Source organism: Vibrio sp. DNB22_10_4 (assembly GCF_052879755.1).
Genome location: NZ_JBNNXW010000022.1, coordinates 18,611 through 37,688, shown reverse-complemented (window position 1 = coordinate 37,688; position 19,078 = coordinate 18,611). Strand labels below are relative to the sequence as shown.

General features: G+C 47.7%; 20 protein-coding genes. 11 read left to right on the top strand and 9 right to left on the bottom strand.

Annotated elements, in window-relative coordinates; all coding sequences use genetic code 11:
• Nucleotides 1-401: 401 nt before the first annotated feature.
• The 3 genes from ACVA6Q_RS23565 to ACVA6Q_RS23555 form a co-directional block, all read right to left on the bottom strand.
• Nucleotides 402-1,526, bottom strand: coding sequence for a M14 family metallopeptidase (locus ACVA6Q_RS23565; protein WP_429760112.1), 1,125 nt, complete (start codon nucleotides 1,524-1,526; stop codon nucleotides 402-404).
• 83 nt (nucleotides 1,527-1,609) lie between these two features.
• Nucleotides 1,610-2,995: an envelope stress sensor histidine kinase CpxA gene (gene cpxA / locus ACVA6Q_RS23560; protein ID WP_446649093.1), complete on the bottom strand. Its 1,386-nt coding sequence runs from the start codon at nucleotides 2,993-2,995 to the stop codon at nucleotides 1,610-1,612.
• 2 nt (nucleotides 2,996-2,997) lie between these two features.
• Complete coding sequence (locus tag ACVA6Q_RS23555) at nucleotides 2,998-3,681, bottom strand: response regulator (protein ID WP_353497310.1); 684 nt, start codon at nucleotides 3,679-3,681, stop codon at nucleotides 2,998-3,000.
• Nucleotides 3,682-3,850: 169 nt separating this feature from the next.
• Here ACVA6Q_RS23555 and ACVA6Q_RS23550 point away from each other — a divergent pair, with 169 nt between their 5' ends.
• The 3 genes from ACVA6Q_RS23550 to pfkA all read left to right on the top strand — a co-directional run bounded on the left by ACVA6Q_RS23550 (nucleotide 3,851) and on the right by pfkA (nucleotide 6,693).
• Complete coding sequence (locus ACVA6Q_RS23550; RefSeq protein WP_446649092.1) at nucleotides 3,851-4,372, top strand: CpxP family protein; 522 nt, start codon at nucleotides 3,851-3,853, stop codon at nucleotides 4,370-4,372.
• A 161-nt stretch (nucleotides 4,373-4,533) separates the two neighbouring features.
• The gene (fieF, locus tag ACVA6Q_RS23545) at nucleotides 4,534-5,442 is read left to right on the top strand and encodes a CDF family cation-efflux transporter FieF (RefSeq protein ID WP_446649091.1); all 909 of its coding nucleotides are present in this window, start codon (nucleotides 4,534-4,536) and stop codon (nucleotides 5,440-5,442) included.
• Between the two features lie 288 nt (nucleotides 5,443-5,730).
• Entirely contained in the window at nucleotides 5,731-6,693 is a 963-nt protein-coding gene (gene pfkA / locus ACVA6Q_RS23540; protein WP_112462381.1) for a 6-phosphofructokinase, read from the top strand.
• 129 nt (nucleotides 6,694-6,822) lie between these two features.
• Here the strand turns inward: pfkA and tpiA are convergent, their stop codons facing one another.
• The gene (gene tpiA, locus ACVA6Q_RS23535; protein ID WP_353497307.1) at nucleotides 6,823-7,596 is read right to left on the bottom strand and encodes a triose-phosphate isomerase; all 774 of its coding nucleotides are present in this window, start codon (nucleotides 7,594-7,596) and stop codon (nucleotides 6,823-6,825) included.
• 267 nt (nucleotides 7,597-7,863) lie between these two features.
• Between tpiA and ACVA6Q_RS23530 the strand changes: the two genes are divergently transcribed.
• Together ACVA6Q_RS23530 and ACVA6Q_RS23525 are read left to right on the top strand one after the other, a co-directional pair.
• Entirely contained in the window at nucleotides 7,864-8,211 is a 348-nt protein-coding gene (locus ACVA6Q_RS23530; RefSeq protein ID WP_112462382.1) for a 5-carboxymethyl-2-hydroxymuconate Delta-isomerase, read from the top strand.
• A 15-nt stretch (nucleotides 8,212-8,226) separates the two neighbouring features.
• Nucleotides 8,227-8,655, top strand: a complete 429-nt coding sequence (locus tag ACVA6Q_RS23525; RefSeq protein ID WP_446649090.1) for a DUF805 domain-containing protein — start codon at nucleotides 8,227-8,229, stop codon at nucleotides 8,653-8,655.
• Between the two features lie 96 nt (nucleotides 8,656-8,751).
• On the opposite strand, the gene ACVA6Q_RS23520 is transcribed toward ACVA6Q_RS23525, so the two are convergent.
• The 3 genes from ACVA6Q_RS23520 to glpX all read right to left on the bottom strand — a co-directional run bounded on the left by ACVA6Q_RS23520 (nucleotide 8,752) and on the right by glpX (nucleotide 11,015).
• The gene (locus ACVA6Q_RS23520; RefSeq protein WP_446649089.1) at nucleotides 8,752-9,081 is read right to left on the bottom strand and encodes a DUF3135 domain-containing protein; all 330 of its coding nucleotides are present in this window, start codon (nucleotides 9,079-9,081) and stop codon (nucleotides 8,752-8,754) included.
• Nucleotides 9,082-9,207: 126 nt separating this feature from the next.
• Nucleotides 9,208-9,831 (bottom strand): helix-turn-helix transcriptional regulator, encoded by a 624-nt coding sequence (locus ACVA6Q_RS23515; RefSeq protein ID WP_446649088.1) that lies wholly within the window; start codon nucleotides 9,829-9,831, stop codon nucleotides 9,208-9,210.
• Nucleotides 9,832-10,007: 176 nt separating this feature from the next.
• Nucleotides 10,008-11,015, bottom strand: a complete 1,008-nt coding sequence (gene glpX / locus ACVA6Q_RS23510; protein ID WP_353497303.1) for a class II fructose-bisphosphatase — start codon at nucleotides 11,013-11,015, stop codon at nucleotides 10,008-10,010.
• 316 nt (nucleotides 11,016-11,331) lie between these two features.
• Here glpX and zapB point away from each other — a divergent pair, with 316 nt between their 5' ends.
• The 3 genes from zapB (at nucleotide 11,332) to ACVA6Q_RS23495 (ending at nucleotide 13,444) form a co-directional block, all read left to right on the top strand.
• Complete coding sequence (zapB, locus tag ACVA6Q_RS23505) at nucleotides 11,332-11,574, top strand: cell division protein ZapB (RefSeq protein WP_042502227.1); 243 nt, start codon at nucleotides 11,332-11,334, stop codon at nucleotides 11,572-11,574.
• A gap of 155 nt (nucleotides 11,575-11,729) precedes the next feature.
• Nucleotides 11,730-12,374 (top strand): TetR/AcrR family transcriptional regulator, encoded by a 645-nt coding sequence (locus ACVA6Q_RS23500; protein ID WP_446649087.1) that lies wholly within the window; start codon nucleotides 11,730-11,732, stop codon nucleotides 12,372-12,374.
• A 101-nt stretch (nucleotides 12,375-12,475) separates the two neighbouring features.
• Entirely contained in the window at nucleotides 12,476-13,444 is a 969-nt protein-coding gene (locus ACVA6Q_RS23495; RefSeq protein WP_446649095.1) for a DHH family phosphoesterase, read from the top strand.
• A gap of 20 nt (nucleotides 13,445-13,464) precedes the next feature.
• Here ACVA6Q_RS23495 and ACVA6Q_RS23490 read toward each other — a convergent pair whose 3' ends face one another.
• Nucleotides 13,465-14,622: a murein hydrolase activator EnvC family protein gene (locus ACVA6Q_RS23490; protein ID WP_446649086.1), complete on the bottom strand. Its 1,158-nt coding sequence runs from the start codon at nucleotides 14,620-14,622 to the stop codon at nucleotides 13,465-13,467.
• Between the two features lie 228 nt (nucleotides 14,623-14,850).
• On the bottom strand, nucleotides 14,851-16,383 hold the full coding sequence (gene gpmM / locus ACVA6Q_RS23485) for a 2,3-bisphosphoglycerate-independent phosphoglycerate mutase (RefSeq protein ID WP_446649085.1): 1,533 nt from the start codon (nucleotides 16,381-16,383) through the stop codon (nucleotides 14,851-14,853).
• 409 nt (nucleotides 16,384-16,792) lie between these two features.
• Between gpmM and ACVA6Q_RS23480 the strand changes: the two genes are divergently transcribed.
• The 3 genes from ACVA6Q_RS23480 to gpsA all read left to right on the top strand — a co-directional run bounded on the left by ACVA6Q_RS23480 (nucleotide 16,793) and on the right by gpsA (nucleotide 19,058).
• On the top strand, nucleotides 16,793-17,227 hold the full coding sequence (locus tag ACVA6Q_RS23480; RefSeq protein WP_353497300.1) for a rhodanese-like domain-containing protein: 435 nt from the start codon (nucleotides 16,793-16,795) through the stop codon (nucleotides 17,225-17,227).
• A 157-nt stretch (nucleotides 17,228-17,384) separates the two neighbouring features.
• Nucleotides 17,385-17,852 carry a protein-export chaperone SecB gene (gene secB / locus ACVA6Q_RS23475; protein ID WP_353497299.1) on the top strand — a complete coding sequence of 156 codons (468 nt, stop codon included), beginning with the start codon at nucleotides 17,385-17,387 and terminating at the stop codon, nucleotides 17,850-17,852.
• A gap of 183 nt (nucleotides 17,853-18,035) precedes the next feature.
• Nucleotides 18,036-19,058, top strand: coding sequence for an NAD(P)H-dependent glycerol-3-phosphate dehydrogenase (gene gpsA, locus ACVA6Q_RS23470; protein WP_353497298.1), 1,023 nt, complete (start codon nucleotides 18,036-18,038; stop codon nucleotides 19,056-19,058).
• Nucleotides 19,059-19,078: the final 20 nt, after the last annotated feature.

Below are 19,078 nucleotides of genomic sequence, written 5' to 3'. Positions count from 1 at the left end.
AGAAGATTCCTGTCTACACAGGAATGACGCGAGTTGTTAGTTCCTTACACTCAAAATTATCGCCATCCCCGCGCAGGCGGGGAGCTACCCAAAGTGAGCGCCAAGTCTCATTTAGATTCCTGTCTGCACAGGAATGAAGACGTTATAGAGTAGGTCGTAACTAAAATTATCGTCATCCCCGCGCAGGCGGGGATCTACCCAAAGTGAGCGCCAAGCCTCAATTAGATTCCTGTCTGCACAGGAATGAAGACGTTATAGAGTAGGTCGTAACTAAAATTATCGTCATCCCCGCGCAGACGGGGATCTACCTAAAGCGTGCACCAAGCCTCACGTAGATTCCAGTGCGCGCAGGCGCGCGGCTAGCGGAATGACGAGATACTCTAATTGCGTGTCCTTTGAGATTAAAGCTTATCCGTCACAGCTAGCGTCGCCGCTACCATGTCATGACCAAACTTAATACTGCGCTCAGGCGACCAACCATACAAAGGATCTGGATAGTTGTTATTGTCCTTAAAAGGCATCTCAATGGTGTATGACAGGCAGCGGAACTGCTCTGCAACCCAGTTTGAGCCGACGGTTAGATTTGCCTTACCCGGCTCGTCTTTGTCGTAGCCATAGTCGTCTTGGAACTCAGGCGTAATAGTGAGTAGTGCTTGTTTGAACGCATGCTCAAGACCGGCGTGTCTCTCATCGTAAGAAGGAATGCCCTCAGAGCCAGCTGCAAAGTTGTATGGGATCGCTTCATCACCATGAATGTCCAAGAACATGTCGACGCCCGTTTGCAGCATCTTCTCGCGTACTAGGAACACCTCTGGGCTTTTCTCCATAGAAGGTGTTTGCCACTCACGGTTTAGGTTGACGCCAACCGCATTGGTGCGCAGGTGGCCGCGGTTTGCGCCATCTGGGTTCATGTTTGGCACTACGTAGAGCACAGCTTTTTCTAGCAACGCTTGCGCTGTGGTGTCGGTTTCATCGACAAGGCGCTGGATCAGGCCTTCCATAAACCATTCCGCCATAGTCTCACCCGGGTGCTGACGAGCAATCACCCAAATGTTCTTCTTACCTTCTTCTGGCTCGCCAAAAGTTAGCAGTGACATATCGTTGTTGTCTAACGTGTGGCCTAGGGTCTCAAGAGTACAGTGGTGCTCGGTTTGCGCCATGTGTAAGAGATCGAGGTGGCGGTCATAGGAGTAGGGTGCGAAGTAAGCGAAATACATGGAGCCGCGCTCAGGCAGCACGTTGAAGCTCAGTGTGTCGCCATCGAACTCAGATGGAATACGGAACCATTCTTCGCGATCGTAAGAAGCGACCACATCATAGCCTTTCCAACCTTCAGGGTAGGCTGACTTAGCCAAATCAAGGATCTTGATGGTGTGGGATTGTTCAGCCTGAGTTTCTAGGCGGAAATGAAACCACTGATAAAACTCAGACTGATGGTCGTTTTGTATCTTTAGCTGGATATCGTCTTTATTCTCAATGCTGACAACTTCAATGTTGCCACTTTCGAAATTGCTGAAGATCTTCATCTACTTGGTTCTCTTATTGTGTTGAGCATGAGCCGGAAGGCTACCACAAAGAGTGTAGAATCAATATCGCTTCGTTGCCTGATTTATAATGGCAGCTCTACGTGCATTTTTAGACCGCCAAGTTCACTGCGTGACGCCATGATTTGGCCGCGATGCTGGAGGATGGCACTTTGCGTGATTGCCAGTCCTAAACCGGTGCCACCTGAGTCGCGATCGCGAGCGGTGGAGACGCGATAAAACGGTCTAAAAATGTCGTCAAGTTCATCATTAGGTACTCCAGGACCATCATCTTCGACAATAATGTGCAGGATGTCATCGTGCTGATACAGCGCGATATTGATCTCGGATTCACCATAGCGGATCGCATTACGTACGATATTTTCAATTGCACTCATGAGCAGCTTAGGGTTGCCGACGATAGAGATCTCAGGAATCGTTGAGAAGTGCAAAGTTTTGCCCACTTGCTCGGCCTCAAACTGAGCATCACTAAAGATCTCCTCCCAAAGGCTGCTTGCTGGCTGACTTTCTCGGGTGACATGGCTGTCGGTGTTCATGCGAGACAGTTCCAAAAGCTCAGCAATCATTTGCTCAAGGCGCTGGGCTTCGGTATCAATACGGGTCAACTCTGCGCTCTCACCTTGTTTACGGGTCGCGAGGCCTGTCGCCATGCGAAGCCTTGTCAATGGTGAACGCAGCTCGTGGGAGATGTCTGACAGCAGTCTTTGCTGACCGGAAATCATTTGATTTACCGCCAGTACCATTTGATTGAAACTTTGTCCTGCTTGCTTAAACTCTGTCGTGCCGGTTTCGAGGGTCGGATCTGGATTGAACTCTCCCTTGGCAACACGCTTGGCGGCGCGCTCAAGACGGCGAGCGGGTTGGCTCAGTGCCCATGCTAGCCAAAGCAGAAGCGGTGTGCTGACGGCCATCACTACTAACAATAGCTGGAATGGCTTATCAAACATTCTGAGTAGAAACGGCGGAGGTTGATTCCAGCGCATACCGATATAAAGGTCATACTCTTGCTTGGCTAAGTTAATCGAAACAGGGCCAACCAGCATGTAGCGGCCGTAGAGTTTTTGCATCGGCTTGTCGAACGTATCAACCGAAGTAATGAAGTTTTTGAGCATGCGCTCTTTGAAATCGACATGCTTTTGAGTGCTTAAGATGTTGCCGGTCTTATCGACAATGAAGAAGCTTGGTCCTTTTGTCTTGCGGTCTTTATTGTGCATGCGTTCAGACTTATCAAGCTGATAGACTATGCGACCAATACTTGGCTCGTTGGCAAATTGACGTTCAATTCTGTCACGAGTAGCACTGATTTGGCCGAGTGTCTCGGTGGAGACTTCTCTTGCAACGCGAGGATCGAGGTGGGGCAGTGCTAGTACCGCGATCAGCACCAGCAACATGGTAAACCAAAATATCGCAAAAATTCGTCCGTAGAGGCTGCTAATTTTTGGCAGTTTCATGTTTACTCCTTCACCAATAAGTAGCCACGACCGCGCAAGGTTTTAATCCTTGGTTTACCATCGCTCTTTTCTGGCAGCTTTTTACGTAAGTTAGAGACGTGCATATCCACCGCTCGGTCGAATGCTGACAGGCGCTTGCCGAGCACTTCAAGGCTCAGCGCTTCTTTGGTCAGCGTCTCCCCAGGGTGTTGGACAAAATAGTGCAGCAGCGCAAATTCAGTGGTGGTTAGGTCGAGAGTCTGGCTTTGGCACGTCGCTTCTTGTTTTGCAGGGAAGACCTGAATGTCGTCAAAACGTATTCCATCGGATGAGCTCGATTCTGACTTGTTACTGGTGCGCCTTAATATGGCCTTGATACGCGCGAGCAGCTCTCGGTCGCTAAATGGCTTAGGAAGATAGTCATCGGCGCCAAGCTCAAGACCAATAACACGGTCTATCTCCTCACCTTTTGCCGTAAGCATCAGTACTGGGGTATCCCAATTTTCGCGTAGCTTTTTGAGGGTATCCATACCATTGAGGCGTGGCATCATCACATCCATCAATACTAAATCAATGGCCTCGCACATTGCCTCTAAGCCAGCAAACCCATCGTTGGCCTCTGAAACCTCAAAGCCTTCATAGCTTAAGATGTCTTTGAGAAGACTGGTTAGCTCGGTGTCGTCATCGATAAGAAGAATGTGTGCCATGATTTACCTCGGTATTGTTGTGCCCTGTAATAATAAAGCGTTCGCGGCTCAAAAAAGCGATCTTTACGATTCTTTACGCTCGCTGTACGTTGCTTTACGCCTCAGCTTCTATTCTATACTCAAGCGCTGCAGAGGCAGCCATGGCATGAATCACATAAGGGTAAAGATTATGAAATTTTCAAAAAAATGGGTTATCGCTGCAACTGTTCTTCCACTCGCGCTTGGCTCTGCAAGTGTCTTAGCATACGGTGGCGGTAAAGGCGGTCATCACGGTAAAGGTGGCGAAGGCATGTGTGGCGGTTTTGACGGCAAACGCATGTTCCGCGAGCTAGACCTGACTGACGCACAAAAAGAGCAGATGAAGCAGCTACGTGAATCGACTAAAGCGCAAATGAAACAGAAGTTTGATGGCGATTTCACTGCTAAGAAAGCAGAAATGCAAGCACGTCAGCAGCAAATGCAAGATCTAGTATTAGCCGATACGTTTGATGCGGATGCGGCGAACGCACTGGCAACGCAAATGGTTGAGAAGCAAGCCGAGCGCCGCGTGAAGATGCTTGAGAAGCAACATGAACTGATGAGCATCTTAACGCCAGAGCAGAAAGAGACGTTTAAAGAGCTGTCCCAAGAGCGCATGGAAAAATGCTTCGCGAAAATGGAAAAGCGTGCAGAAAAACGTGCTTCTGAGTAATCGGCATATCTAGCGTATCATGAAGTTAGACTCCTAGCTTTCATGATAACGATAGCGAATACTAAGCGACCTTTTTTGGTCGCTTTTTCTATTTTTGTCATCATTTATCAGTATACTTGCTTTGTGTTTAGAAATATCTTCAAGGAAAAACCACACAGCGCATGAAGGACAACTACGCGAAATTGGTTACTACGGCTGCATGGGCAGCGACCACGGTAGCAACCATCCTGTTAATAGCGAAACTGATCACTTGGTGGGTCACCGGCTCGGTGAGCTTACTGGCTTCTTTGATCGACTCACTGCTTGATATTGCCGCATCATTGATCAACTTGATTGTTGTTCGATACTCACTTCAACCTGCTGATAAAGAACATACTTTTGGCCATGGCAAGGCCGAATCTCTGGCCGCGTTGGCACAGTCGATGTTCATAACCGGTTCTGCTTGTTTTCTCATTCTTAACGGTATCGATCGTTTCTTCAGGCCGCATGATCTCCAATCGCCTGAGCTGGGTATCTATGTCAGTTTCTTTGCCTTAATCGTGACGTCGGGCTTGGTTGCGTTTCAAAAATATGTGGTTCGTAAAACGGGCAGTCAGGCCATTGCTGCTGATTCACTGCATTATCAAACTGACTTATATATGAACGTGGCGATTATGGTCGCTCTTGGATTGAGTTGGTATGGCGTTGGGCAAGCGGACTCGGTGTTTGCGATTGGTATTGGTGTGTTTATCTTAGTCAGCGCGATAAAAATGGCTTATGAGTCGGTACAATCGCTGCTTGATCGTCAATTGCCGGAAGAAGAGTTAGTTGTGATTCGCCAGGTGTGTAATGACGTGGAAGGGGTGATTGGTGTGCATCAGCTAAGAACTCGCATGTCAGGGCCAGTTCGTTTCATTCAGTTACACTTAGAGTTAGATGACCATCTGCCCCTTATCGAGGCGCACCGCATTGCTGATAAAGCGGAAGAAGAGGTGATTAAGGCATTTCCGGGTGCGGATGTGATCATTCACCAAGACCCGTATTCTGTGGTGCTTCGCGAAGAAGCTGAGCAAAAACTGCAAGACTTTTAGCTGGCTGGGCGTAGATGGTGACACACTTTGGGAGGAGGTTTTGCCGTAATGGCAATGTTAAATTCCATTGTCTATTATCAATGCGCGTGATAAAAAAGTGCGATTCTGATGTGAATCAACGTACGAGCCAGTATAAACTGTAATACTCTTACATAAGTAATAAAGTTACGTCAGTGATGTTTTGGGGAACACGCTGAGCCTGTGTAACGATAACAAAGATTTCGGTATGTCGCCGCCGAAGGCGACATACTTACAATTTAAAATTAGATTGCCAAATCGAGGGTGAGCATGATTAAGAAAATTGGTGTTTTGACAAGTGGTGGTGACGCACCGGGTATGAATGCTGCGGTACGCGGCGTGGTACGTACTGCTCTGTCAGAGGGTTTGGAAGTGTACGGCGTATACGACGGCTATCTTGGTCTGTACGAAGACCGCATCAAGCCTCTTGACCGTTCAAGCGTTTCTGATGTGATCAACCGTGGTGGTACATTCCTAGGTTCTGCGCGTTTCCCAGAGTTTAAAGAAGTGGAAGTTCGTGAGAAAGCCATTGAGAACTTGAAAAAGCATGGCATCGACGCATTGGTTGTTGTTGGTGGTGACGGTTCTTACATGGGCGCGAAGAAGCTAACTGAAATGGGTTACCCATGTATCGGTCTTCCAGGCACTATCGATAACGATATTGCAGGTACTGATTACACAATCGGCTACCTAACGGCACTAAACACAGTTATCGATGCGATTGACCGTCTACGTGACACCTCATCTTCTCACCAACGTATCTCTATCGTTGAGATCATGGGTCGTCACTGTGGTGACCTAACCCTAATGTCAGCAATTGCAGGCGGCTGTGAGTACATCATTACTCCAGAGACTGGTCTGAATAAAGACCAGCTAATCAGCAACATTCAAGATGGTATTGCGAAAGGTAAGAAACACGCGATCATCGCTCTTACTGAGCTAATGATGGATGCGAACGAGCTAGCGAAAGAGATTGAAGAAGGTACTGGCCGTGAAACTCGTGCGACAGTACTGGGTCACATCCAGCGTGGTGGTCGTCCGACAGCTTTCGACCGTGTTCTAGCATCTCGCATGGGTAACTACGCGGTTCACCTACTTCTAGAAGGTCACGGCGGCCGTTGTGTGGGCATTCAGAAAGAGCAACTGGTTCACCATGACATCATCGATGCTATCGAAAACATGAAGCGTCCAGTGCGCACTGACCTATTCAAAGTAGCGGAAGAGCTGTTCTAATTCGGCCTTCTCTCGAGCATAGAAAAACCGCTGCCTTGGCAGCGGTTTTTGTTTGTCCGCAGTAAAGTGACGGACACATAGAAACAAAAAAGCCGGCTCAATGGAGCCGGCTTTTGGTAATCGGTTCGATTACTTAGCTTTTGCTGCTGCCGCTGCTTTAGCGATTGCTGCGAAGCTCTTAGCGTCTAGAGATGCGCCACCAACTAGAGCACCGTCGATGTCTGGTTGTGAGAAGTAAGCTTCTGCGTTCTCTGGCTTAACAGAACCACCGTACTGGATGATTACTTGCTCAGCTACTGCTTCGTCTTTTGCTGCGATTAGAGCACGGATAGAAGCGTGGATACGCTGTGCGTCGTCTGCAGTTGCTGCTTTACCAGTACCGATAGCCCAGATTGGCTCGTATGCGATAATTGCGTCGTTTAGTGCTTCAACACCGTAAGCGTCGATCACTGCGTTGATTTGGCGTGCACATACTGCTTCAGTTTCGCCAGCTTCGTTTTGAGCTTCAGATTCACCGATACAGAAAACTGGCTTCAGGCCGTTCTCTTTTAGGAATGCGAATTTCTTAGCGATGAACTCGTCTGATTCGTTGTGGTATTCACGACGCTCAGAGTGACCGATGATGATGTGAGTTGCACCAAAATCTTTCAGCATTTCTGGAGACATGTCGCCAGTGAAAGCACCGCTGTTGTTTAGGTCAGTGTTTTGTGCACCAAGGATGATCTTGTTGCCGCCTTCTGCGATAACACGCTCAGCTAGGTCGATGTAAAGTGCTGGTGGAGCTACCGCCACGTCTACACCAGTTACGCCTTCAAGTTCAGCGTTTAGACCAGTTAGCAGCTCAGTTACCATTGCTTTGCTGCCGTTGAGTTTCCAGTTACCCATAACTACAGGTTGACGCATGAGATTTTCTCCAAAATCAGTGTTTGTAATAAACGAATGTAAAAAATAAACGTGATTACGAAAGAATATAACAGATTAATTCACGTAGATCATGATTGGGGTCATTTCTTTATCGCTTTGGTATCTTATCCTAACAATTGCCCCATTTAGAGAGCTCAGAATGGCGTGCCCAAGTGATCCAGTAAACAGAATAATAGAATACTTCTCGGCATTTTACTCGCGGCTTGCTATACCTTGTCGGCTATTGGCCAAAAAAAAGGAAGTCGTATGCCGAATCTGGTTTTAGAATATTCGAATACAGCCGACGAAAGGTTGAATGTACAAGGGCTACTGGAAGATCTGCACCGTGTAACACTCAACTGTGGGCTGTTTGATACTGACTCGGTGAAGTCTCGTTCACTGCGCAGTCATAACTGGTTGATTGGCGAGTACGGGGATAGCGAAGATTTTGTGCACATCAGCTTTGAGCTGCTGTCTGGACGAACGGACGAGCAAAAGCGCGAGTTGTCGCGTAAGCTGATGGAAGTACTTAGAGAGCAGGCGAGCCATATTAAGAGCTTGACGGTGAATATCCGCGATATGGACAAAGCCTGCTTTCAAAAGGTTACCAATTAATATGAGAGTGATTTGATGTCGTTAAAGTCGTTACTGTTTTCTTTTAATGGCCGCATTGGTCGCAAGACGTTCTGGATGTGGAATGTCTGTTATTACCTAGCCATTATGGTGTGTGCGCAGGGGTTGAACTATCTATTCCCAAACGTGGTGCACTTATTACTGCCGGTACTCTTGGTGGTACTGCTGATACCTGACTTGGCGATTACTGCTAAACGTTGGCACGACCGCAATAAATCAAGCTGGTGGCTGCTATTAAATGTGCCGCTCGTGTTTGGACGCATGAGTTTGCCAACGCTGGATCCGGCAACGGCTGCTCAGCCTTCACTGGTTCAAAGTGTGATTTCATTGGCTGCGTTAGCCTGTGGCGCTTGGATCTTGGTGGAGTGTGGTTTCTTGAAAGGAACTGACGGTCAAAACCAATACGGTGATGAGCCTAAGCAATAAGCGGCTCAAAATGTCGAAAGGGAAGCATTAGCTTCCCTTTTTTGCGCCTCTTGTCTTTATGCCCCTTTTCTTTGTGCCAAAGGCGGTATCAATCGATCAGCGCCACTCTTGCCCACGATCAAAAGGAACGATGTCTGCACTGCATTGAGATGTTTGCGTGTCTCCTTGCAGCGCATCGGCAAATTTGACGATTTGTTTGTGCAGCTCTTCTCTCAAAAGCACATTGGCATGTATCGGGTTTTTGGCGCGTTGTAGTACCCGCTCAATGTGAGACTGTTGGGCGTGCAGTCTTGGCTGCATATCACTGGAGCAACCAGCAATGAACTGCTCACACAACTGATGTCGAAGCTGGCTAAGCTGCTCTGGGTTGTCTTTGGCCATTGCTGCCAGCTCTTCAAATGAAGGGAGTGAAATCGACTCTGCCATGCCTGCATTCCTCTGCTAACTAACGGTACTACCTAACCCGATCCTGAGTTGGGGTGTATAGTTAGCCTAGGAGCTAATGACAGAAGACAAAATAAAAAGCCTTCAATGTCTCAGTAGTGAGACAGCTTATTCGCCTTTTGGTTGGAAAGTGTAGACGCAGCGTCTTTCACCTTTGACGATATGTTCATCGCGTTTAACCGCAACATCTTCACCAACAAGTGATTGAAACACATTGATTTCTGACTGGCATAACGCTTCACATCGAGTAGCAGCGATACAGATGGGACAGTGATTCTCAATCAATCGGTAGCCATCACCGGCTTCCTCACACTCTGCCATGTAGCCATCTTTTTCTCTTAGCTCAGCTAATTTGGTGACCTTGCTGTGTAAATCAGTGAGCGTTTCAAAGTGTTGGCGATAGGTCGCAAGTGTGTTTTGTTCGCGTTCTTTAGCGACTTTGTCCAATCCCTCGGAGCCGAATACGGTTTCAATGGCATCGATAAACTGAATGGTGAGATCGCTGTGACGATCGGAGAAACGAGCATGCCCTTTGGCAGTGAGTGACCAATGCCTATTTGGGCGGCCGACTTTGACTTTGACATCTTCAAACTTTAAGAAGCCTTCTTCTTCAAGGCTTTGTAGGTGTTGTCTCGCGCCCATGGTGGTAATGCCTAAACGTTCCGCAATACGTTTGGCAGTGACAGCGCCTTCGCGTTTTATGATGTCTATGATGTGGTCGGTGGCTTTCATCAGTGAATCCGTTCGTTTGTTCAGCCTGAGGTAAAGATAGTCGGGGTATTATGGCGGATAAGGTTAATAAAGCAAATGATTTACAATCTTGAGGTTAGCATTCCAGCAGTATCGACTTGCATAGATATAAAAAAAGCGCTGATAACCATCAGCGCCTTTGACAAAGCTTTATTGACTTATAGGATGATGTCGCGGATTTCCGGATCCTTACGCTCTAGATAGTGCGTAGACTTGATGCGACGAATCGTGCGGCAACGTCCACGGATCAGCAAGGTCTCAGTCGTTGCGATGTTGCCTTGACGAGTGATGCCTTCAAGTAGGTCACCTTTGGTAATGCCGGTCGCTGAGAAGACGACGTTGTCGCTACGAGCCATATCTTCCATACGCAGTACGATGTTTGCTTCAACACCCATTTCAGCGCAGCGAGCTAGCTCTTCTTCACCTGCGGCACGGTTTTCTTCAGTATCGCCTTTAACAACGTGGCGTGGCAGTAGTCGGCCATTCATGTCGCCGTCTAGTGCGCGGATAACCGCAGCAGAGACTACGCCCTCTGGCGCGCCACCAATACAGTACATGACATCCACTTCGCTATCTGGCATACAAGTAAGGATAGAAGCGGCAACATCACCATCTGGCACAGCGAAAACGCGAACACCCATCGCTTGCATCTCGGCAATGACGGCGTCGTGGCGTGGCTTAGCAAGCGTTGTCACTACTAGCGTATCTAAGGTTTTACCTAGTGCAGCTGCGATATTTTTTAGGTTTTCAGTCAGTGGTTTATTAAGGTCAATCACGCCTTTCGCGCCAGGCCCTACCACGAGTTTTTCCATGTACATGTCTGGCGCTTTCAAGAAGCTGCCTTTTTCACCAGCGGCAAGCACTGCAAGGGCATTGGATTGACCCATCGCCGTCATGCGAGTGCCTTCGATAGGATCAACAGCGATGTCGACTGCATCACCGCCAATACCCACTTGTTCACCGATGTACAGCATAGGTGCGTCATCGATTTCACCCTCACCAATAACGATTTCGCCTTCGATATCGGTCTTGTTCAGTAGGCTGCGCATGACCTCCACCGCTGCACCATCGGCAGCATTTTTGTCGCCTCGGCCTAGCCACTTATAGCCTGCTAGGGCGGCACCTTCGGTAACTCGTGAAAAAGCCATTGCTAAATCGCGCTTCATACTGACTCCAATCTAATGAAAATTGACAAATGATTTACGGCGCGAATTCTAGCATATCAAAAGGGAAACGTTTGCCTTTTTCTCTGTTCGGACGCGATCTTGTCGCTAAAATCTTGAATGATTGAGCATCGTGACAAACAAAACTTTGCTCTGTTGTGCTTGGTAGGTAAAGCTTGGGTGAGTTTGCGGCGCTTTTTTGACCGAATAGTGAAAAATCTGCAATATAGAGCGTGTCTATCTTCTCTAGGCTGAGTAGAATGGGGCACTATAGGATGAAGCATTTTCATTTCACAGGATTAAACAAGGGTAGGCCGAGATGTCTTTTGAAGTACTGGAACAACTAGAAGCAAAAATTCAAACTGCAGTGGACACAATCGCTCTTCTTCAGATGGAAGTTGAGGAATTGAAAGAAGAGAAAGCACAACTTGCATCGCAAGCTGAAGAACTACGCAGCAGCCGTGAAGAACTTGAGCAAAAGTCTGAGCAGATGCAACGTGAGCACAGCCAATGGCAAGAGCGCATTCGCAACCTACTAGGTAAAATGGACGAAGTAGAGTAATTACCTACTTAGCCAATATGCATGACTGAAAAGCACTCAAAATGAGTGCTTTTTTTGTGTCCGTTGGTCTAACCAGTGAATCTCACAATCTATTAACTTTTCGTGTACTAGTTCAAGACGTATACTAAGTCTAACTAGGGAAAGGAAAAGTTAGAATGAAAACACGTGACAAAATCGTCTACGCCGCCCTCGACTTGTTCAATTCAGATGGCGAGCGCAACGTGACAACCAACCATATTGCGGCGCACATTGAGATCAGCCCAGGCAATCTCTACTATCATTTCCGAAACAAACAAGAGATCGTTCGTGAGATTTTTGCCCTCTATTCGCAAGAGCTTATTGAGCGCTTCACTCCGGTACAAGGTCAGCAAGAGAGCTTAGCGCTACTAAAGCACTACTTAGACTCCATTTTCACGCTGATGTGGAAGTACCGTTTCTTCTACGCTAACTTGCCGGAAATTCTTCAGCGCGACCCCAAATTGCACGAAGAGTACATTGAAGTACAAGAACGCCTACAAGGTAATCTTATTAACATCTTACGTGCTTTTGTTGAGTTGGAGTTACTGACGCTAAATGAGAAAGAGCTGAAGTCTTTAGTCACGACATTACACATGATGGCAGTCGGTTGGCTAAGCTATCAGTCGGCAATGTCACCACGCACCAAGATTACGGAAGAAGTGATCCAACAAGGCATGCTGCAGATGATTCATGTGGTGAAACCACTGGCGACCTCAAGAGGCAAAGAGCAACTGACGTTACTCGAAGATGGCGTGCGTATGATGGGCTCGACTACGAGTTAAACTCGCTAACGGCATGATATATAGCCAATTCGTATTGTTACAAACCCTACTTTATTAGTAGGGTTTGTGGTTTCAGGGACGATGAAAGGATGAGTGTGACTGTGCACTATGACGTATTTAATGGCGATGCCGATGGCATATTAGCCCTACTGCAATTGCGTTTAGCGCAGCCTAAAACCGCGATACTCATCTCCGGTATCAAGCGTGATATCGCCTTACTTAAGCGTGTGCCCGTTGAGCAGGCAAGCTCGGTGACTGTGCTGGATATCTCTATGGATAAGAACCAAGCCGCGCTCAATGAGCTTTTGGATCATCATGTTGCTATTACCTATATCGATCACCACAAAGCCTCTGCTATTCCTGATAGCCCTCATCTTGAGGCTCATATTGACCTCGATGCTAACACTTGCACTGCGCTGATTGTTGACCAGCAGTTACAAGGGCAGTTCAGGCTCTGGGCAATCGCGGCCGCGTATGGTGACAATATGCTCGCAAGCGCTGAGAGCTTGGCGTCTGATTTAGGACTTAGCCGCGAGCAGCGCGAAGCACTGAAAGAGTTGGGCACCTTGGTCAATTACAATGGCTATGGTGAGAGCTTAGAAGATTTGCATTTTGACCCGATGGACCTGTATCAGAAGCTTTTGGCCTACCGTGATCCTTTTGATTGTTTAAGTGATCCAAACTCGCCTTATCATGCGTTAAAAGCCGCTTTCGATCAGGATGAAAAAGCACTGAGTGTGGCGCAAACTCGTCATGAGTCCGCGCGACTTAAAGTGGTATTACTTCCGGATAGCGCTGCTGCGAGGCGAATGTCGGGTACTTGGATCAATCGACTTGCTAATGAATCCCCTAATCAAGCGCATGTTTCTTTGGTGCCTAGAACGGATACGAGCGGTGAAGCTTGTTATACGGTTTCGGTTAGAGCACCGCTGAACAATAAGCAAGGGGCGGGCGAAATATGTAGTCAGTTTGCAACCGGTGGCGGACGAGAAGCGGCAGGCGGAATCAACGGCCTGCCAGAGAGCGAGCTTACAAGGCTTATTGAAGTGACAGAAGCGCGCTACTCATAATGATGAGTAGCGGCCTGCGATTAGCGTTTTAACCAGCTCTTAGGGTTTTGTACTTTACTGTTGCGGCGGATCTCGAAGTAGAGAGATGAGGTGTCTTGACCTCCAGTGTCTCCAGCCAGGGCAATGGTTTCGCCTGCCGCGACTTTATCGCCTTCTTTTTTTAGTAGGGTTTGGTTGTAGCCGTATAGGGTCATGTCGCCTTTGCCATGGTCAAGTAACACGACTAACCCGTAGCCACGCAGATAATCAGCAAACACCACAGTGCCGGAATAAACGGATTTCACCGATGTGCCATAGTTAGCAGCAATGACCATCCCTTTCCAATTAACTTGTCCTGTTTGCTTGGTGCCGAAGTTGTGAAGCACTTTGCCTTTGATCGGCCACGGTAAACGTCCTTTCTGGCGACCAAGGCCATCCATCGGTACTTGATTGAGCTTGGCGGCTTTGGCGGCTTTGGCGATTTCGGCTTTAAGGCGAGTTTCATTGCGCTGTAGTTCGGCGAGATAGTTCTTATCGCTGGAAATACTACGACGGATTTTCGAAACGGTACTTTGTCGACTGGTGCGATTTTTCGCCAGCGCATCGCGTTTCGCTTTTTGCTGCTCAAGTAACTGGGCGATTTGATTGCGCTCAAGCTCTAGGGCTCGCTCGCTTTCGGCCAGTTTTAGTTCGGTGTCTGCAAGCTCTTCTAAAGTTTGTGCACGCGCTTTAGCCAGGTACTGATAATACTGGCTAATGCGGTCTTGATCTGGGTCGGTGCTCAGCACGCCAGAGGCGGAGTTATTCTGCTTGGTGACGTAATAGGTTTGTACGAGTTGAGCCAGGATCTCTTGCTGCTGCTTTTTCTGCTTGGTCAGCGCTTCCACTTGTTTATGGAAGCCATCGAGATTTTTGTTGGCTTGAGCGAGCGCTTGCGTCGTGGCTTTTATCTGTTTCTCGGCATTCGAAATGCCGATCTCTTGCTCACGCAGCGACTTTTGCAGGTTATCGAGCTCTTTTTGCTGCGTGGAGAGCGACTTTTGTTGCCGGCTAATTTCACTTTTAACGCCAGTGAGTTCATTTTGGTTGGCAAAACTATGTGCGCTTGGCAGCGCCAGCCCTAAACACATCATCAGTGCCGACAAGCAGGGTAGGGCTGACGAATGAGAGTTAAAAAGCTTAAATTTGTTTGGTTTCATCCTAATTCCACTAAACGCAGCGACAGAGTTTGCTCTATATACTGGAACATAGTAACTATAACTGATTGATAGTTCACTACGACAGACCAAAATGTGTGCCTTCAAAGCGATGTTGCCATTATATCCATACATGACACCTTTCAGGCAAAAAAAGCGCAAAATAAAAAAGGTACAAACAAAAACGCCGATGCACAGGCACCGGCGTTTGAATCATCTCAGCAAGAGTGATTACTTAACAAGAATGTCACCAGACATCTCTGCTGGAATTTTCATGTCAGTCATTGCTAGCATCGTTGGAGCAAGGTCAGACAGTTTACCGCCTTCTTTGAACTCAACCGCTTTGTCACCTACGTAGATTAGAGGTACTGGTAGGTTAGTGTGAGCAGTGTGCGTACCGCCAGTCACTGGGTCTACCATCATCTCTGCGTTACCGTGGTCAGCCGTGATCAGCATTTGACCGCCAACTTCTTTAATAGCGTCTACTACTTGGCCAACGCTTGCATCTAGAGCTTCGATAGCTTGCTCTGCTGCTTCGTAAACACCCGTGTGACCAACCATGTCTGCGTTTGGATAGTTACAGATGATAGTGTCGTACTTACCAGACTTGATAGCCGCAACCATCTTTTCAGTGAGCTCTTCTGAGCTCATTTCTGGCTGTAGGTCGTAAGTCGCAACTTTTGGTGAAGCAACAAGTTGGCGCTCTTCGCCGTCAAATTCGCTCTCAACACCACCGTTGAAGAAGAAAGTCACGTGTGCGTATTTCTCTGTTTCAGAGATACGTAGCTGAGTTTTACCTTCTTTAGATAGCCACTCACCGTATGTGTTCTCTAGAGACGCAGGTGGGAAAGCGATAGATAGCGGGATGTCAGCTGCGTATTGCGTTAGCATTACGAAGTCGATCGCTGGGAATACTGCGCGCTCAAAGCCATCAAACTCAGGCACGAAAGTACGAGTGATTTGACGTGCACGGTCAGCACGGTAGTTCATGAAGATAACTGCGTCGCCATCTTGGATCGCTGCATCTTCTTGACCTTCTGCTTTGATAGCCGTTGCTTTAACGAACTCATCGTTCTCTTCACGAGCGTAAGCCGCTTCAAGACCAGCCACTGCAGTGTCGTAAGTGAACTCTGCTTTACCTTGAGTCAGTAGATCGTAAGCGACTTGTACGCGATCCCAGTTGTTATCACGATCCATTGCGTAGTAACGGCCAATAAGAGACGCTACGCGACCTTTACCAAGCTCAGCGAATAGTTCTTCGAAACGCTTTAGTGAGCCTTCAGCGCTGCGTGGTGGCGTGTCACGGCCGTCTAGGAAGCAGTGTAGGTAGATTTTCTCAGCGCCACGTTCTGCAGCCATTTTAACTGCTGCGTAGATGTGGTCTTCGTGAGAGTGAACGCCACCAGGAGACATAAGACCCATTAGGTGAACCGCTTTACCCGCTGCTACTGCTTTATCGATAGCAGCAACCAGCGCTTCGTTCTGAGTGAACTCACCGTCAGCGATTGATTTAGTGATGCGAGTTAGGTCTTGATAAACAACACGACCAGCGCCGATGTTAGTGTGACCTACTTCTGAATTACCCATTTGACCGTCTGGCAGACCTACGTCCATACCAGAAGCCGAAATAAGAGTACGTGGGTTGTTTGCCCACAAGCTATCCATTACTGGAGTTTTTGCGTTGTTGATTGCGTTGCTTGCGTTGTCTTCACGGTAACCCCAACCGTCAAGAATCACTAGAGCCATTGGCTTCTTAGCTGACATAGTTATAACCTCATCAAATCGATAGTAACTTTACAGAAAACAAATTAGCGTAATTTTACTACACTTTTTACCCATAACTGTAGTGGCAGATCAAATAATGTTTGTGATTACCGTTGCTGGGTTACAGTTTTATCTAGCTGATTCGTCTGTTTGTTCTCTGCGTGAGGTAATCATAGACGCTATTTTCGTCAGGTACCTCGGCTTTATCTCTATTAATACGCCGAGTTTGGTCGCTTTGACTAATCGGTTTTTTCTATCTCTGTGATAGCGTTTAGCGTGTTGGCGTGAAGCAAGGCGAGGAGAAGGATCCCAATTCTCTGTTCGAAACATTTTCCCCTCTCGCCACGGCGAGGCTAAGCCGCTATACTCCTCGACTGATTTAATGTTCAACTATCTAAGAGCACAAGTGATGCAAGAGTATTTAGAATTTTTCCAACAGAACATGATCATGGCGCTAGTGTGGGTTGCACTATTTGTTGCTCTGATCGCTAACATCTTTAAATCAGCGAACGCAGCCTATAAAGAAGTGACTGCAGCACAAGTGACACACATGATGAACCGTGAGAACGGCATCGTGGTGGATATTCGTTCAAAAGACGAATTCAAGCGTGGTCATATTACTGACGCACTTCACGTTTTACCTTCTGATATTAAAGACGGTTCTTTCGGTAGCCTTGAAAACCACAAATCAGACCCAATCATTGTGGTATGTAAGACTGGTCAAACGGCGCAAGAGAGCGCGAACTTGCTTGCAAAAGCAGGGTTTGAAAAAGTGTACTTGCTGAAAAATGGTCTAGCGGCTTGGAGCGAAGCAAACCTTCCGCTGATCAAAGGCAAAAAGTAATACAGAATTTTGAGTAATTTCGCGGCAGTTATGACTAAGGGATGTGATAAATGCCACGGAATTCACGGCTCGCCTAGTCATCAAACATCGGCTCGGCTAGTCTGCATGAAAACTCATTAACGTTTTGACAATTTTAGACGTATTTAAGGAAATCATCATGGCTGAAGCAGCTCCACAAGAAGCACAACAAAACTTCACAATCCAACGCATCTTTCTAAAAGACGTATCATTTGAGGCGCCAAACTCGCCAGATATGTTCCAGAAAGACTGGAACCCAGATGTTAAGCTAGATCTTGACACTCAAAGCCGTGAACTAGGCCAAGGCGTATACGAAGTTGTTCTTCGCCTGACAGTGACAGTGAAAAACGCAGAAGAAACTGCATTCCTATGTGAAGTTCAGCAAGGTGGTATCTTCACTGCTGAGCAAATGGAAGCTGGTCAACTTGCACACTGCCTAGGTGCATTCTGCCCGAACATTCTATTCCCGTACGCTCGCGAAACTATCTCAAGCCTAACGATGAAAGGTACGTTCCCACAACTGAACCTTGCGCCAGTTAACTTTGACGCATTGTTCATGAACTACCTACAGCAGCAAGCTCAGCAAGAAGGTCAAGCGGAAGCTTAATCTCACTTGCAGAGTAACTCTGCGAGAAAGAGTGGATGTTTTTGAAAATGCACAGCGCATCGCGATGTGCATTTTTTATTGGCATACAGCAACTTATACCCAAGTCGTCTTGAGTGGCTACACTGTTAGGGTCACTTGGGTATAACAACGAAACGCAATCATACCGACAAATTGGGTGGTGTTATGAATAACGCATATGGAAAAGAAATCGCAATGACTGTATTGGGCGCAGGCTCTTACGGCACGTCTTTGGCGATTTCGCTTGCGAGAAATGGCGCGAATGTGGTGATTTGGGGACACGAACCAGAGCACATGGCGAAGCTAGAAGCGGATCGTGCTAACCACGAGTTCCTACCGGGCATTGATTTTCCTGAGTCTTTGATTGTTGAATCCGACCTCAACAAAGCCGTACAAGCGAGCCGTGATTTGCTGGTCGTGGTACCAAGCCACGTATTTGGTATCGTTTTAAACAGTGTCAAACCACACTTGCGAGATGACAGCCGCATTTGCTGGGCAACCAAAGGGTTAGAACCTGAAACGGGTCGCCTGCTTAAAGATGTCGCTCACGACATCATTGGTGAAGAGTACCCGCTAGCGGTATTGTCGGGTCCAACGTTTGCTAAAGAGCTAGCGGCTGGCCTACCAACGGCGATCGCCGTTGCCTCGCCTGATGCGCAGTTTGTCGCGGATTTACAAGAGAAAATCCACTGCAGTAAAACCTTCCGCGTGTATGCCAACGATGACTTTACTGGTATGCAGCTTGGTGGGGCCGTGAAGAATGTTATCGCCATTGGCGCTGGTATGTCTGATGGCATCGGCTTTGGTGCCAATGCTCGTACAGCTTTGATCACTCGTGGTCTTGCGGAAATGACTCGTCTTGGCGCTGCTCTGGGTGCGAAGCAAGATACCTTTATGGGCATGGCAGGGTTGGGTGATTTGGTACTGACCTGTACTGATAACCAATCGCGCAACCGCCGTTTTGGCCTTGCTTTGGGTGAAGGTAAAGACGTTGATACTGCACAAATTGAAATCGGTCAGGTGGTTGAGGGCTATCGCAACACCAAAGAGGTGTGGCTACTGTCACAACGCATGGGCGTAGAAATGCCAATTGTTGACCAAATCTATCAAGTATTGTATCAAGGGAAGGATGCGCGTTTAGCCGCGCAAGACCTCCTTGCAAGGGACAAGAAAGCCGAGCAACAATAATCGCTCGACGGATAATTGAC